The sequence below is a fragment of the Pseudomonas medicaginis genome, from assembly GCF_965119365.1.
GTDB lineage: Bacteria > Pseudomonadota > Gammaproteobacteria > Pseudomonadales > Pseudomonadaceae > Aquipseudomonas.
On sequence record NZ_OZ221631.1, the window covers coordinates 4,641,559 to 4,658,423 of the forward strand.

The following is a 16,865-nucleotide window of genomic DNA, read 5'->3' on the forward strand; positions in this document are numbered from 1 at the left end:
TTATGCATGTGATCATTACGGCCATCGGCTCAGCCGGTGACGTTCACCCATTTGTCGGGATCGGCCGCACCCTCGCCGCACGCGGACATCGGATAACGTTCTGCGCCAGTGCGGTGTTCGCGCCGGTGATCGAGCGCTGTGGTTTCAGATTCCTGCCCTTGGGTACCCGCGAGGAATATCAAGCGGTCATGGCCGACCCGGCGTTGTGGCATCCGCGCACGGCACTGCCCACTTTATGGAAAACCGTCGGCGGCACCCTGCGCGACCAGTATCGGCTGCTGGAGCAAGCGTGTGACGACGACACCGTCCTGCTGGGTTCGTTATGGGCGTTTTCCGCCCGTCTGCTACAGGAAAGACACGGCATCCCCCTGGTCACCGGCCAGGTCACACCGTTCGCCATCTGGTCGCCCCTCGCGCGCCCCGTCCATCCACCTGGAGCGAACCTGCCGGCCTTCGTGCCGTACCCCTTGAGACGCCTGTTGCTGGGGGTCATCGAGCACGCCGTCCTCGATCGGCTCATGAAGCCCGAGCTCAACGGTTTTCGCCGCGAACTGGGCTTGCCCCCGGTCAAGCGCATCATCAGTCAGTGGATCTCCTCGCCCGACCGGGTATTGGGGTTGTTTCCTGACTGGTTCGCCCCGATCCAACCGGACTGGCCCGCCCAGACCGTACTAACCGGGTTCCCGTTGTTCGATGAGTCCGGCTTCGAGGCGCCAGACGCCGAACTGGAGGACTTTTTGAGCGTGGCCCCACCGGTGGTATTTACCCCGGGTTCGACGACGGTCAATGCCCAACAGTATTTCGCCGCTGCCGCTCAAGCGCTGAAGTTGATCGACCGCCGCGGCGTGTTCCTGACCCGGCAGCCGGTCGACCCGTCGTTGTCCAGCGACGGCAGGATCCTGGTAAGACCCTACGTCCCCATGAGCCGCATCCTGCCCCACACCTCGGCCCTGGTGCATCACGGGGGCGTCGGGACCACGGCCCTGGCCATCGCTGCCGGGGTGCCACAGATCACCACGCCTTTTGCGCACGACCATTTCGACAACGCAGCGCGAATGCAACGCCTGGGGTGCGGCGTGCAGGTTTCCACGCCGGCCTCGGCCGAGTCACTGGCCACGGCCCTGGACACGGTGCTGGACAGTCATGACGTGCGCACCTGTTGTGACCGCTACAGCAAGCTGATGGCCAGTGGTGACAGCGCCCGCGAAGCGGCAGCGCTGCAAATCGAGGCCGTCGCCCGCACCGCCACGTATCGCGTCGCGTAATCACCGATTGATAGGCGATTGACGCGGCGCCGCCATTGGCCGGCCAGAAGGCATCACTCTTTTCATTGGTTTCATCGGGCCAGCGGATCGGCCCACGGAGAACATCATGACCCAGCCCCTGCCCGCCTCGAGCGCAGCTTGCGCGCTTTACCCGCTCACCACCCCGCAACTGGACATCTGGCTGGACCAGGTGCTGCATGCCGGCAGCCCGTTGTACAACATCGGCGGCTATGCCCGCATCAACGGCGCGGTCGACGCCACGCTACTGCGGGCGGCCTTCAACCAGGTCGTCAACGGCCACGACGCCTTGCGCATCCAACTGGTGCCCGGCTCCAGCGAGCACCCTCTGCCGCGCCAACGCTTCCTGGGTCCGGTCGATGCCCCGCTGGCGGTGCACGACGTGTCGGGCCATGCCGATCCAGAGGCCAGCGCGTTGGCCTTGCTACAGGCCAAGCTTCAGACACCGTTTTCCTTTGACGATGGACTGCTGGTGCGCGCGGACCTGGTCAAGGTCCGGGAGGACCTCCACTATTGCTTCGTCAATTGCCATCATTTGATCATCGATGGCTGGTCCTTCGCCATGATCGGCCGAACACTCAGCCAGGCCTACACCGCCCTGCATGAGCAGGCGCAAAACACGGCAACGGCACCGACCTATCAAGCCTATGTCGAGCAGCAAGTCGCCAGCAGGGACTCGGTTTCGTTCCAGCGCCAACGCCAATATTGGCTGGAGAAATACCGCACGCTGCCCGAACCCCTGCTCGCGCCCCGTCACCCGGCTCGATTCGACCAGCGCCCGGTGCCCAGCCAGAACCATGCCTGGCGCTTGCCCCGGGCGCTCTACAACCGTCTTGGCGAAAATGCGAAGGCCACAGGCCAGGCAACGGTCTTCCACGTCATGCTAGGGGTGCTGTACAGCTACTTTGCGCGCACCGAGCAGCGGGATGAAATCGTGATCGGCCTGCCCATCCTCAACCGCGCCAATGCCGCACACAAAGCCACGATGGGCTTGTTCGTCGGCATGAGCCCGGTCCGCCTGAGCCTGGGCACCGACCTGAGTTTCAGCGAGCTGGTCGGCAAGATCGCCCTGACGCTCAAGCAGGATTATCGCTACCAGCGCTTTCCTCTGAGTGAACTGAACCGCGAACTCGGCTTGCAGAACCTGGGGCGGCGACAGTTGTTCGACGTGGTGGTGTCCTTCGAACAGGACCAGGACACCTGGTACGGGCCTGCGCCGGCACAGCCGGTCAAGCTCAGCAATGGCTATGAACAAATGCCTCTGGCGATGCACGTTCGTGAGTCCGCGCCGGAAGATGATGTGTGGATGCACTTCATCTATAACGAGGCCTATTTCGACGCGCCGCAGATCGAGGCCTTGCAACAGCGCTTCATGAATATCCTGGCGTGCGTCGCCGCTGATTTCGATGTGTCGGTCGCGGCCCTCGACCCACTACCGCCCGCTGAGCGTCGACTGTTGCAGGAATGGAACCGCACCGACGTCGACTACCCCCGGGATGTGCTGCTGCATCAATTGATCGAAGCCCAGGTCGCCGCTCGCCCCGACGCGATCGCGGTACGCTTCGCGGACCAGGCGCTGACCTATGACCAGTTGAACCGCCAGGCCAACCGCCTGGCCCACGCCCTGCTGGAAACCGGGCTTGGCCGGGACGATCGTGTTGCCATCTGCATGGACCGCAGCCTGGAGATGGTGGTCGGTCTGTTGGGCATTCTCAAAGCAGGTGCCGCCTACGTGCCGCTGGACCCAGGTTATCCGGCCGACCGTTTGAGCCATATGCTCAGCGACAGCGCGCCCTGCGCCCTGATCACCACCCGAGGATTATTGGCAAGCCTGCCCGCCGTAACGATGCCTGTGCTGTGCCTGGATGCCGAGCCTGAAGCACTGTCCCGACAACCGACGCACAACCCGGACGCCGCAGCGCTCGGGCTGACGCCTCGCCACCTGGCCTACGTGATCTACACCTCGGGCTCCACCGGCTTGCCCAAAGGCGTGATGAACCAGCATGACGGGGTCGTGAATCGCTTGCTCTGGGCACGGGATGCCTATGGGGTCGATGAACACAGCCGGATCCTGCAAAAGACACCATTCAGCTTCGACGTGTCGGTCTGGGAGTTTTTCCTGCCGCTGCTCAGCGGCGCGCAACTGATCGTCGCCGCCCCCGACGGGCATAAGGACCCGCGCTACTTGATGGACATCATGGCGAGCGCCGACATCACGCTGTTGCATTTCGTCCCGTCGATGCTGCAGGTCTTTCTCGACCAGGTGGAGCCCCAGCGCCTGCCCTCGCTCCGTCAGGTCCTGTGCAGCGGCGAAGCCTTGCCCCATGCCTTGCAGAAGCGCTTTTTCGAACGCTTGCCGACGGTGCAACTGCACAACCTCTACGGCCCCACCGAAGCGGCCATCGACGTGACCGCATGGCATTGTCGACCCGATGCCCACGACGGCATCGTGCCGATCGGCCGGCCAATCGCGAATATCCAGATGCATGTCCTCGATGGGAATCTGCAACCGCTGCCGCCGGGTGTGGCTGGCGAGCTGCACATCGGTGGCATCGGGGTTGCGCGGGGCTACCTGAACCGTCCCGAACTGACGGCCGAACGGTTTATCCGCGACCCCTTCCGCACCGAACCCCAGGCTCGCCTGTACAAGACCGGCGACCTCGGGCGCTGGCTGCCCGATGGCAGTCTCGAATACCTGGGGCGCAACGATTTCCAAGTGAAGATCCGCGGCCTGCGCATCGAGTTGGGCGAGATCGAAGCCCACCTGCTTGCGTGTGAAGGCGTCAAGGACGTGGTCGTGATCGCCCGCCAGGAAGCCGGTGATGCGTACCTCGACGCCTATTGGGTGAGCAAGCCCGGGTGCTCGCCATCCCCGCAAGCGCTGCAGGCAACCTTGCGCCAGCAGGTGCCCGACTACATGGTGCCCAGGCACTTGGTCGAGCTTGAACAGTTCCCCCTGAGTGTCAACGGCAAGCTGGACCGCAAGGCCCTGCCCGAGCCAACCGCCACCCAGGGCACCGATACGACAGCGCCACGCACGGCCTTGGAACAGGCGCTCGCCGAGCTTTGGCGGGACAACCTCAAGCGCCCGACGCTGGGCATCCATGACAACTACTTCATGCTGGGTGGCGACTCCCTGAAGGTCATCCACTTACAGATCAACGCCCGTGAACACGGTATTGCACTGACCCTGGCGCAGGTTTACCAGTGCCCGACCATCGCTCAATTGGCCGAAGCCCTGGAGTCCGGGCAGACACCGGCCACCGGGCTCGAACCCTTGGCCCACGTCAAGCCTTTCGCCCAGGTTGCACCCGCGATCCGGGCGGCCAGCGAAGGCGTGTTCGATGACGTGTTTGCCGCTTCGCAGCTGCAGGTCGGGATGATCTATCACTCGATGATGCACCCGGACTCGGCGATATATCACGACATCTTCCGCTACCGCTTGCGCCTGCGTTGGGATGCGCCGGCCTGGGAGCGGGCCTGTGACGCATTGATCCGGCGCCACCCGGCCTTGCGCATGTCGTTCGATATCGGTCACGCCGAGGTGCCCATGGCCCGGGTACATACGACGGTCGAGCCTCCCGTGCACATCATCGATGTCTGCTCGCTGAGCCCCGATGCCCGGGGCCAGGCCATTGCCGCCTACGTGGAGGAACGCAAGCGTTACCGCGAAGACTGGCAACGGGCGCCGCTGTATCAGTTCTGCGTGTTCGTCGCGCAGAGCGAGTTCGACCTGGTCTTCAGCTTCCACCACGCGATCCTCGACGGCTGGAGCGTCGCCACCTTGATGCGTGACCTGATCACGCTCTACACCTCGGCGCCTGGCGTCGACGCGCTGCCTGCCCTGACCACCACGCCGGCCGACTTCGTGGTCCTGGAGCAGGAGGCCACAGCGACGGATACCCACCGTCGGTTCTGGCGCGAGTACTTGCAGGAAGCTCCCGCCGCCGCCATGACCAGCTGGATCCATGGGGTGGCACCGGACCCGACGCCGCACCGCTCGGCCTACCGGGAACTGCCCGCCGCGGAGCTGGCCCGGCTCGAAGCGTTCTGCCAGGCCCGGGACCTGCCCCTGCGCTCGGTCCTGTTGACGGCGCACGGTTTCGCCCAGGCGATCATGTCCAATCAAAAGGACGTGCTGTGTGGCGTGATCAGCCACGGCCGGCCGGAGTTCGAAGACGCCGCCTCGGTCCTGGGGCTGTTTCTCAATACCCTGCCGGTACGTTTCAGCAGCCAGGGCCAGAGCTGGCTGGAGATGATCCGGGCAACGATTGCCCAGGAACAGCAGGTATTCACCCATCGGCGCTATCCGTTCGCATTGATTCATCGCGAGACCGATGTCGCCTTGAACGTGGTGTTCAACTACGTCGACTTTTACGTGCTCAAGGACCTGTTGGCCCAAGGTGAAGAGATCCTCACCGATTGGGAAACGACGGAAGCGAGTAACTATGACTTGCTGACCACCCTTGGCCGCCACCCCGCCAACGGCACGTTGATGGTGAAGATGGACTACCGCACCGCCCGTGTCGCCACGAGCCAGGTCCAAGCCTATGCCGATTACCTGCTGCGCACGCTGGAGCTGATGATGGCCGCGCCTGAAGCCAGACCGACCATTCCTGCCTGGCTGCCCCCCGTTGAACGAACCACCCCAAGGGCCGCCACGGCGCTGCCCCACGACAACCTGTCGAGCATGTTGCTGGACAGTTTCGCGCGCCATGGCGAGCAGACCGCCGTGAGCTTCGGCCAAGCCCGTCTTTCCTACCGTCAACTGCACGATGCTTGCGCACAACTGGTGAGCTGGCTGCACCGGCACGGTATCGGCCAGGGTGATCGGGTCGCGATCATGATGCCCCGCTCACCTGACCTGATCGTCGCCTTGCTCGGTGTCGTACAGGCCGGTGCCGCGTACGTTCCGATCGACCTGAGCTATCCGAACGAGCGTATCCAACTGATTCTCGAAGACTCGCAACCACGCCTGGTGCTATTCGCCGATGCGTCTGCGGAGCTGGCGATGGCCCTGGCGGGACAGGCCGATACGTGCCACTGGAACAGTGTGGTCGCCGGCTTCGACGGCAACCTGGCCGGCGGCCGCCAACGGCTGGCCGCCATTGCCGCAGGCGTCAAGGCTGAAGACAACGCCTACGTGCTCTATACCTCGGGCTCGACCGGCCGCCCCAAAGGCGTGGCCATGCCGCACCAGGCCTTGACCAATATGATCCTTTGGCAGATCCGCCAGCAGGCCCAGGACGCCGATGCGACACAACCGCTGAAGACGCTGCAATACGCACCCATTTCGTTCGATGTTTCGTTCCAGGAAATTTTCTCGACCCTGTCCAGCGGACATGAACTGGTGATGATTGACGAAGGGCTGCGCTACGACTTCATCCGCTTGCTGCAGTTTATCGGCGAGCAACAGGTGAATCGTCTGTTCCTGCCCTACGTCGCCTTCCAGGGCCTGGCCGAAGTCGCCACACAGCTCGGTATCCACCCCACCTCGCTGCGCCAGATCAACGTCGCCGGCGAGCAATTGAAAATCACCGCCGAAATCCGCGACCTGATCGACCACCTCGGCGATTGCCGGGTCGAGAACCACTATGGTCCGACCGAGGCCCATGTGGTGACGAGCCTGCGACTGGACGGCGCGACGGCCACCTGGCCGAGCATGCCGCCGATCGGCACTCCCATCGACGGGGTACGCCTGCATGTCCTGGACCCCGCCGGCAACCCCTGCCCGGTCGGCGTGACCGGCGACCTGTTCATCGAAGGGGCCTGCCTTGCCAACGGTTACTGGAATCGCCCCGACCTGACCGACGAACGCTTCATCTATCGCCAGCTCGACGGCCAGACCCGACGCTTGTATGAGACCGGGGACGTCGGTTTCTACCTGCCCGACGGCGATCTGGTGTACCAGGGCCGCAGCGACGCTCAAGTCAAGATTCGCGGTTACCGCGTCGAGCTCGGCGAGATCGAAGTGGCCATGCTCGGCTCTGCCCGGTTCAGGGCCGACATCGAGCAGGTGGCGGTCATCGACAAGACGGCAACCGATGGCAGCCGTTATCTGGTGGGGTTCGTCCAGGCCCTACCGGGGCGCGAGCCGGACCTGGACCAGTTCAAGGCGCAAATGCGCCTGGCGCTGCCCGACTATATGGTGCCGAACACCCTGGTCAGGATCGCGAAGCTACCGCTCGGGCCCACGGGCAAGATCGACCGGCAGCGCTTGCAGAAGATTGACGTTCAGACCACCTTGCAGCGCCCCTTCATCGGCCCGCGCAATGCCATGGAAGACCTGCTGCAAGCCTATTGGCAGGAAACGTTGGACCTGGACAGCATCAGCATCCACGACAACTTCTTCGAGCGGGGGGGCAATTCGCTCAAGGCAGTACAACTGGTGGCCATGCTCGCCAAACATCAAGGCCTGGAACCGTCGCTGTCCGACTTCATCCAGGCGCCGACCATCGCCGAGTTCGCCCTGGTGCTGCAACAGACCCAAACCGGACACCTCGACACCGGTGCGTTGGTGGATTTCAAGAATGCCGCGCGCAAGCCGACGTTGTTCCTGGTCCACCCCATTGGCGGACATGTGCTGTGCTACGCGGCATTGGCGCGGGTGCTCAAGGACCAGGTCCACCTGTATGCCCTGCAAGCACCGGGCACCTGGGATGCCCGTGCGCCGTTGCAATCGGTGCAGGCCCAGGCGGTGCACTACGCGGACGCCATTGAACAGGTCGCCCCTGAAGGCCCCCTGAATATAGGCGGCTGGTCCTATGGCGGCGTGGTGGCGTATGAGCTGGCGAGCGAGTTGCAGCGGCGCGGACGGCGCTTGCATAACGTGTTCCTGCTGGACACCATCGTGCGCGTCAGGCAGGGCGAGGTGCAGATAGAACGCAGTGAATTCATGAACTGGTTCATGTGGGAACTGCTCAGCGGCGACGGCCAGAAGGAGTACGCCTACCACGCCCTGGACTTCTCCTCCCAGGACGACCCACAGGCCTTCGCAGCGATCCGGCAGCACGGCATCGACCAGGGGATTTTCGACGAGACCATCACCCTGGCGACACTCGATCAGCTGTTCCGTGTATTCCATGCCAACTGGCAAGGGCTGCTGGACTATCGCTTCCCGCCCCTGGACCTGCCCATCACGTTGTTCGCGGCGGATGTCGAACTGCCCGATGTGCTGCAAGCTCCCCATGAACTGGTAGGCACCGCCTTTCGCGACCCGTACCGCGGCTGGCGCTCGATTGCGCCCCAGGTACAGCGAATCGCCGTGGAGGGTGACCACCTGACCATGATGCGCGAACCGCACATCGAGCACGTGGGCCAATGCATCCGTTCGCGGATGGACCTGTCCCGGACCCGGTACGCCGAATCCATGAGCGCACTGGCTTGACCATGACCGACGATCACGGGACCGGATTGACGGCCCGCTTGATGCCATCGCCCGGTCGTTCCGGGCTCGATACAGGTGAAACAGCATGACAGCAACCAGAAAAGCCATCGTCGCCGGCGCCGGGATCGGTGGGCTGACCGCCGCCATCGCCCTGCAGCGCGCGGGCTGGCAGGTCAAGGTCTTCGAAGCGGCCCAGACCCTGCGCACCGGAGGCACCGGTTTGTCGGTGATGGCCAATGCCATGGCGGCATTGCACTCGATCGACGCCCATGTGCCGGTGGAACAGGCGGGCCAGGTGATCCGTGACTTCTTCTTCAAGAAACACCAGGGCGATGCCATCACCCGCATGCCGATCCACGAGATCGGCGAACAACTGGGTCATCCCAGCGTGAATATCCAGCGCCCACTGTTGCTACGTGCCTTGGCGCAGCAGCTCGCCCCCGACACCCTGACGACCGGGTTGCGTTGTACGGGGTATGAGCATCGTCCCGATGGCGTCGTGGTGCGATTCGAAGACGGCAGCCTCCAGGAGGCGGATCTGTTGATTGGCGCCGATGGCCTGAACTCGGTGATTCGCCAGCAGATGCTCGGCGACACGCCAACACGCCCTTCGGGTTATGTTGCCTGGCTGGCGGTGGCACCCTTCAGCCATTCGGTCATGACTGAAGGCTACGTGGCGCATTACTGGGGCCGCGGCAAGCGTTTCGGGCTCTGCGATGTCGGAAATGGCCAGGCCTATTGGTGGGGCACCTGCAATCACGAAAACGCGGCGGATGCCGCCTTGAACATCAGCAAGCAGGAAGTGCTCGAGGCGTACGCCGGCTGGGCACCGGAGGTCCTGGCCGCCATCGAGGCCACCCCCGAGAGCGCCCTGTTGAAAATGCATGCCCGGGATCGCCATCCCGTCGAACAATTCTGCGATGGGCACGTGGTGCTCTTGGGCGATGCGGCTCACCCCATGCTGCCCAGCCTGGGCCAAGGTGCGGCGCAGGCGATCGAGGATGCCGTGGTACTGGCCGATCGACTGACGCGAACGCCGGACCTGCGCACCGCGCTGCTGCATTACCAGGCCCATCGACACCCCCGGGCCAATGGAATCGTCAATGCCGCGCGCTTCATGAGCGGCGTCGAGCAAGCCGAGTCAACCCTGGCCTGCTGGCTCCGAGAATGGTATTTGCGCCTGACGCCACAAAGCAGCCTGCGCAAGAAGAACATCGACCTCCTCTCGTTCAAACCCTGCGCATAACCTTGCAAACAGTCACTGAACGACTTGGGCGGAACGGCGTGAAGCCCCGCCCAATTAAGAATCGCCCTAAAGCGTCAATGACAGAAAGCGACTCCTACATAGACAAAAAACGACACGCACCGGAATAAAAATCGATAAATGAGAAGTCTTCACCATACTGGGAATCCGGAATCTGGACACTACTGTCAGGCGATTCCCTCACTGACAATCAAGAAAAAACGGGCGTTCAAACACCGAACAGAGAACGCAACCCTTTAATTTAGCTGAGTATTTTTCTGACATCGCGCTGAAAAGCTGTCCCCCACAGCGATCCTGTCAGGGAAAAGTCCTTTGGCCCAACGTGTTTTTTGCCCGGAGGTATCAAAAAACCATCACCCATTGACTGACCCGGAATGTCCCTGTTTTCCCTTACAGACTTTTCCTACATGGAAACGCCTAATAGCCCTACCGGCTAAACCGTTTAAGTCAATAGGTTCACAAGACCGATATTGACTCCAAGTATCAACTCCAGAAGAGGCTCAAGCATTTTGGAAGCGGTCGGATTTTCTTCCGCCAACGATCAGCGATGCGGAGTTTTTTCGAGTAGGCAGGAATAAGGACTATGAATCGACATGCGTGTATTGAGGGTGCGGAAAAATCGCACCTCTACGTAGAGCTAGGAAAGCTGATTTCAAGTGTCGGACACGAGAGTTTCTTGACCAACATGCACCAGATGATCGAAACGACGGTGCCTGTCAGTCGACTCGAATTGAGTGAATGGACAGCCGACGACACCCAGTCGAACGTCCTTGATGTGCAGCTGTTGGGGTATGTGGGTGCGGAAAAGAACGTGTATCTGCAATCGCCCTGCCCGACCACGGCCATACAGCGCAACGATCACCCCTTGGTGAAAAGAGTCCTGGAGGTGGATGACGCCCTGCTGATCCATCTGAACGCACGGATGAAGGACGAAAGAGGCAACGACTGCCTCGGGACCTCACACCAGTGCATTCTGATTTCACGCAAGGGCAATCGCCGCTGTGTAATCTCGTTGCAACGCCCCCAGGTACAGCGCGACTTTTCCCTTCAGGAACTGTCCTTTCTGAAATACCTTTCCGAAACGCTGTTGCCCCTGGCCGAGCGTCATGCGCACCTCAATCGCCAATGTTTCAAAGCGTCCGGCAGCGCTATCGGTCATCCGCTCGATGCCGCGGAACAGAGCCAGCTGCAGCGAGATTTCAATGATCGATTGAGCCCCTGCGACGTCACCCTTTCCGTGCGGGAAAAAGAGGTTTGCCTGGGCCTGCTGGCCGGGGGCACCGTGCCGGAGATTGCGGAAAAGCTACAGGTCAAGAACAGCTCCATCGAAACCTACCTCAAGCGTGCCGCTGCCAAGCTGGGCGTAAGCGGGCGGCATGGGCTGGCGAAATGGATGATCGGATCATGACGGCTCGCCGCCCACGGCCCGCCAGAACCCGCCTGCCTGCGCCCTGGGTGGCCCGGCCAGGCACCACCCAATGAGACGACAGGTCGATGTATAAACTCTTGAGCCCCCTGGCGGCCGCGGCATTCATGCTGGGCGGTTGTTCGCTTATCCCGGACTACCAACGTCCCGACGCACCGGTCGCCGGGACGTATCCGCACACCTCGGCCTATGCCCCGGCCTTGTCGGGCCCCCTGGCGGCCGAACAGGGTTGGCGTGACCAGTTCCAGGACCCGGTGCTTGCGCAATTGATCGAAAGCGCGCTGGCCAACAACCGAGACTTGCGGGTAGCGGCCCTGAACGTCGAGGCTTATCAGGCGCAGTATCGGATCCAGCGGGCGGACCTTTTTCCGGCGATCAGTGCCAATGGCACCGGTTCGAGCCAGCGCTTGCCGGCCAGCCTCACCGGCACCGGTAACGCGGCCATCAGCCGTTCGTATTCGGCAACCCTGGGGATCAGCGCCTACGAGCTGGACCTGTTCGGGCGCATACGCAGCCTGAGTGACCAGGCATCGCTGATCTATCTGTCCAGTGAAGAAGCTCGGCGCAGCAGCCAATTGAGCCTGGTGGCCAGCGTCGCCAGCGCCTACCTGACCTGGCGTGCCGATCAGGAGCTGCTGGCGCTGACCCGGGACACGCTGCAATCCTATGAACAGAGCCTGCGCCTGACCGAGCGCAGTAACCAGGTCGGCACCGCCTCGGCCTTGAACCTGAGCCAATCGCGAACCTCGGTGGAAAGCGCCAGGGCCAGCCTGGCCAAGTTCCAGCGCCAGGTCGCCCAGGACCTCAACAACCTCACGTTGCTGGTGGGCACGTCGGTCGCCGATGACCTGCCTGGCCGCCCACTGGCGTCGGAGCTGCTCAGCGAAGTACCGGCGGGCCTGCCTTCGGACCTGCTGCAGCGGCGGCCGGACATCCTGGAGGCCGAGTACCTGCTGCAATCGGCCAATGCCAACATCGGCGCGGCCCGTGCCGCGTTTTTTCCGAGCATCAGCCTGACCGCCAACGCGGGCAGCTCCAGCAACGAGCTGTCCGGACTGTTCAAGGGCGGGTCGGGCAGCTGGACGTTTCAACCGCAGATCAACCTGCCGATTTTCAACGCCGGCAGCCTTCGGGCGAGCCTGAACTACTCGAAAATCCAGAAAGACATCCGCGTGTCGCAATACGAGAAAGCCATCCAGACCGCCTTCCAGGAAGTGTCCGATGGACTGGCGGCACGCAAGACCTATAAAGACCAATTGATCGCCCAGCGCGACCTGGTGCAAGCCAACCAGGACTACTACCGCCTGGCGGAACGGCGCTATCGCATCGGCGTGGATAGCAGCCTGACGTTCCTCGATGCCCAACGCTCGCTGTTCAGCGCCCGGCAAACCCTGATTGTCGACCGTCTGTCGCAACTGCTGGCCGAAGTCAACCTGTACAAAGCCCTGGGTGGGGGTTGGGTGGAACGCACAAGCAACGTGACTGTGAGGTGACTGCAAATGGGCACATTCGAACCCGGGACACTGGTGCGCTTACGGTCGGGAGGCAAGACGATGGTGGTCAAACATGCCTCGTCCATCTCCCAGATGCCGGATACCTTGCTGCTCCTGTGCGAGTACCGGGCCAAGAATCGCCTGGTGCAGGGTTTCTATGCGACACGCGACCTGATCCCGGCCTCCGGGAACCCGGACACTGAAAGGTCATAGCGACACCGATCAGCCGGCCCTTGTGGCGAGGGGATTTATCCCCGTTGGGCTGCGCAGCAGCCCTGAGATCTGCCGCTGAGGTGCGTCAGCTTGATTGCGTTCAGCTTTTTTGGGCTGCTGCGCAGCCCAGCGGGGATAAATCCCCTCGCCACAGGATGGGGCGTCATCAGACCGTACGCGAATACTGAACTGTCTGGTCAGCCCCCAGGTATGCGTCGAACGCCATGGCCACGTTGCGCATCATCAATTGCCCCTGGGGCAACAACACCAACTCGTCGTCGCGAAGGTCCAGCAACCCGTCGCGCACCAGCTCCTGGAGTCGGTCCAGGGCATCGGCGAAGTACTCGGTAAATCGAATGCCGTGGGTGCTGTCGATCCGGCCGAAGTCGATGCGCCCATGGCACATCAGTTCGCTGATGACCTCGCGCCGCAGTCGGTCATCATCGCTCATCCGATATCCCCGCTGCACAGGCAGCAGGCCTTGATCCAACCAAGCGTAATACTGGGAAAGCTCCTTGACGTTCTGGTTGTAGCTATCACCCACTTTGCCGATCGAGGACACCCCCAGGCCAATCAGGTCGCAGTCGGCGTGGGTGGAATATCCCTGGAAATTGCGCTGCAAGGTGCCCTGGGCGCGGGCGCGCACCAGTTCGTCATCCGGCAAGGCAAAGTGGTCCATGCCAATGTAGACGTAGCCTGCGTCGGTCAGGCGATTGATGGTCAGTTCCAGCAGCTCCAGCTTGCGCTCTGGCGGCGGCATGTCTTCGGGCCGGATCATCCGTTGCGCTCGCACCCGTTGCGGCAGGTGGGCGTAGCTGTAGGCCGCGATCCGGTCCGGACGCAGGGCGATGATCTTGCTCAAGGTGACATCGAAACTGGCGATGGTCTGCAAAGGCAGGCCATAGATCAGATCGACGCTGACCGACTTGAACCGCGCCAGGCGCGCGGCCTCCACCAGCTCGGCCACCTGGGCTTCGCTTTGCACTCGATTGACGGCAATCTGCACGTGGGCATCGAAATCCTGGACGCCAAAGCTCAGGCGATTGAACCCCAGCTGGCGCAGGCCTCGGATCTGTTGCGCATCGATGGTCCGCGGATCGACCTCGATGGAAAACTCATGGGCGTCGCTGTCGTCCATGTCGAACGACTGGTGCAGGCAGTTCATCAGGTCGGCCAGTTGTTCATGGGTCAGGTAAGTCGGCGTGCCCCCGCCCAGATGCAGTTGGGTCAGTTTGCGCGAGCGGTCGAACAAGGCCGCCTGCAGGGCAATTTCACGCTTGAGGTAGGTCAGGTATTCGACGGCACGATGGCTTTTGCGCGTGATGATCTTGTTGCACGCGCAGTAATAGCAGAGGCTCTGGCAAAACGGGATATGGATGTACACCGATAACGACTTGGGCAGCGGCGCCTGGTTACTGCGCTGGGCAGCCTGCTGGTATTCGTCCATGGCAAAGGCCTGGTGGAACTGCGGCGCCGTCGGATAGGAGGTGTAGCGCGGGCCCGGGCGGTCGTATTTTTCCACCAGGGCACGATTGAAACCGGATGCAGCATTCATGATGGGTTCAACTTTTCAAAAGGGTGTGGGCCTGCGTCATCCAGTCCTGAGTCGAACAGATTGCAGATCGCATCGACGTTCAAGCGCCCGGCGGGCAGGATGCCGATAAACCGGCTCGACAGTTCGATCAATCCCTGGTCATGCAACACTTCCAGCGACGGCCAGACAGACGCAAAATGCTCGCGAAACACCAGGCCGAAGCGTGCCTCGATGGCCAGGATATCCAGCTCCAGGTCACAGGACAGATGCTCGGTCACGCTCGCCTTGACCTGATCCTGCGCTTCACAGCGCCAACCGCGACACACCGGCAACTGCCCGGCATCCAGTTGTTGGCAATATTGATGCAGGTCGTCGGTATTCTGTACGTACAGGTGCTCGATCTGAGTAATGGCCGACAGACCGAAGCCCACATGATCACAGCAACCGTGGCGGGTAAAACCTTGGCAATTGCGATGCAGGCGTCCGTGCTCCTGGGCCACCGCCAGGTCATCGTCGGCCCTGACGAACTGGCCCAGGCCGATGTAGTGATAACCGGCGCCAATCAGTTGCTCGCAGCAGATCCGCCGCATGGCATCCTTGTCGGCCGGGCTGCAAAAGGCACCGGCCACTCCGGCGTTCTTCGAGCTGTAACGATAAGGCGCGCGGGCATAGTCGAAAACGTGCAACCGGTCCGGTTCCAGTTCGATCAGCGTCGCCAGTTTCACGGCGAAACTGCTGGGCGTCTGCCAAGCGTGACCGTAGCCCAAGTCAATGTTGATGGAGCGAAAACCAAACGTGCGCGCCGCATCGATCAACGAATGGATCGGAGCCGGATTCTGGTAGCAATCGACCGACAGGTCGCTGTCGACGCCAATGTCGGGGACGCCGATGCTGACATGAGTGAAACCCTGGTCACGGATCAGCCCCATGGTCGACCAGTCGGTGTGATGCAGGTCCACCTCGATGCTGTGATCGGCGCCGTCGTACTCGTTGAAGTCGAAGCGCTTGCGCAGGTCATTCATCAACTTCTGCAGATGAGCGATCACTGGTGTACCACCGGTGAGGCAAAACTGCTCGACGCGCCGCCCTGCGCCCAAGTGACAACCGACCAACCCCATCTCATACGTCAGACGTTGCAGATACCCCTCGATCTCGCTGCACCGGCAGTCACTGGCCAGGGGCGAACACGACGCCAGCCGCAAGCGCGAAGGCAGGTGCACCGCCAGGGACAACGGCCGTCGTTTCTGACGGCTGCTGCGCAACCCTCGAAGCAGGTCGAGCGAACCGATGCCTGTGTGGAATCTACGTGTACCGACCGGACAATCGAAATCAGCCACCACTGGCGCGCGGCCCGAAGGTCGCTCACCGAGGGTATGGAACGGGTCGAACATGACAATCTCCGAGTGGCAGTGCGGGAGCAGTTTGCGGGGTAACCCGCCAGGGCACCTTGACCTGTATCAAGCGCCTTTGGACCACGCGCCAGCGCTTACCAGGCGACGTAGAACATGGCCTTGGCCAGCAGCACGATCGCGACCATATGCAGGAACACGCTGGTATGGATGATGTGCACGTAGCGGGCGTTCATGCGCCCGCTCCCGAACAGCCACATGGCCCAGAGAAAATGGCCCAGCACACTGCCCGCCAACAGGATCTTGAGCCCCAGCAGCAAACCGAAGGATGACTGCAACGGCGACGAGAGCACCGGCCAATAGCGCAGCCAGACCATGCCAATGCCCGCGCCGAACAGCACCAGCAGCACCCAAGGCATCAACTGCCGGGCGCGTTGGCTGATGCCTTGCTCCAGCAGCACCATGACCTTGGTGGGCAATTGTTTGCGGATGCTCTCCAGGAACAGGACTTCGAAGAAAACCGTGCCGATGAACACCAGCGCGGCAAACAGGTGCAAGGTCAGAAACAGCGGATAAATCATGGGGTTCCTCGGTCGCCCTCTTCGGCGGGGCGATGGTTTATTCGAGGTTATCGCGCCATCCCGAAAGTGGGGTTGATGCCAATCAAGGAAACCGCACTGCCTGCCACACCACCAAGCCCTGTGGGAGCGAGCTTGCTCGCGATGACGTCGGTACATTCAATATTGATGCAAGCTGACCCACCGCTATCGCGAGCAAGCTCGCTCCCACAGGAGGGCATCGGCGGCGCGGAGAAAGCGTCAACAGAACGTTGTCCTTGGGCACATTTCATACAACCGCTGATCAGTTAGTCCGGCTTTTTGACACTTTCCCCGATATGCGGTCACAACTTTTGCGC

9 protein-coding genes are annotated in these 16,865 nt (G+C 62.1%); 6 read left to right on the top strand and 3 right to left on the bottom strand.

Annotation, left to right across the window (positions count from 1 at the left end; translation table 11 throughout):
* Positions 1–2 precede the first annotated feature (2 nt).
* The 6 genes from ACMTA2_RS20095 (at position 3) to ACMTA2_RS20120 (ending at position 13,066) form a co-directional block, all read left to right on the top strand.
* Positions 3–1,265, top strand: a complete 1,263-nt coding sequence (locus ACMTA2_RS20095; protein WP_413791437.1) for a glycosyltransferase — start codon at positions 3–5, stop codon at positions 1,263–1,265.
* 106 nt (positions 1,266–1,371) lie between these two features.
* Positions 1,372–8,670, top strand: coding sequence for an amino acid adenylation domain-containing protein (locus ACMTA2_RS20100; RefSeq protein ID WP_413791438.1), 7,299 nt, complete (start codon positions 1,372–1,374; stop codon positions 8,668–8,670).
* A gap of 85 nt (positions 8,671–8,755) precedes the next feature.
* Complete coding sequence (locus tag ACMTA2_RS20105; protein WP_413791439.1) at positions 8,756–9,916, top strand: FAD-dependent monooxygenase; 1,161 nt, start codon at positions 8,756–8,758, stop codon at positions 9,914–9,916.
* Between the two features lie 601 nt (positions 9,917–10,517).
* The gene (locus ACMTA2_RS20110; RefSeq protein WP_413791440.1) at positions 10,518–11,342 is read left to right on the top strand and encodes a helix-turn-helix transcriptional regulator; all 825 of its coding nucleotides are present in this window, start codon (positions 10,518–10,520) and stop codon (positions 11,340–11,342) included.
* Between the two features lie 86 nt (positions 11,343–11,428).
* Complete coding sequence (gene adeC / locus ACMTA2_RS20115; RefSeq protein ID WP_413791441.1) at positions 11,429–12,853, top strand: AdeC/AdeK/OprM family multidrug efflux complex outer membrane factor; 1,425 nt, start codon at positions 11,429–11,431, stop codon at positions 12,851–12,853.
* A 60-nt stretch (positions 12,854–12,913) separates the two neighbouring features.
* On the top strand, positions 12,914–13,066 hold the full coding sequence (locus ACMTA2_RS20120) for a hypothetical protein (RefSeq protein WP_413791442.1): 153 nt from the start codon (positions 12,914–12,916) through the stop codon (positions 13,064–13,066).
* Positions 13,067–13,232: 166 nt separating this feature from the next.
* Here the strand turns inward: ACMTA2_RS20120 and hemN are convergent, their stop codons facing one another.
* From hemN to ACMTA2_RS20135, 3 genes are all read right to left on the bottom strand, one after another.
* Positions 13,233–14,621, bottom strand: coding sequence for an oxygen-independent coproporphyrinogen III oxidase (gene hemN, locus ACMTA2_RS20125; protein WP_413791443.1), 1,389 nt, complete (start codon positions 14,619–14,621; stop codon positions 13,233–13,235).
* Positions 14,618–15,991 (bottom strand): oxygen-independent coproporphyrinogen III oxidase, encoded by a 1,374-nt coding sequence (locus tag ACMTA2_RS20130; RefSeq protein ID WP_413791444.1) that lies wholly within the window; start codon positions 15,989–15,991, stop codon positions 14,618–14,620. The genes hemN and ACMTA2_RS20130 overlap by 4 nt, the downstream gene beginning before the upstream one ends.
* A 95-nt stretch (positions 15,992–16,086) precedes the next feature.
* A complete protein-coding gene (locus ACMTA2_RS20135; RefSeq protein ID WP_413791445.1) occupies positions 16,087–16,530 on the bottom strand; it encodes a CopD family copper resistance protein in 444 nt (147 codons plus the stop codon).
* Positions 16,531–16,865: the final 335 nt, after the last annotated feature.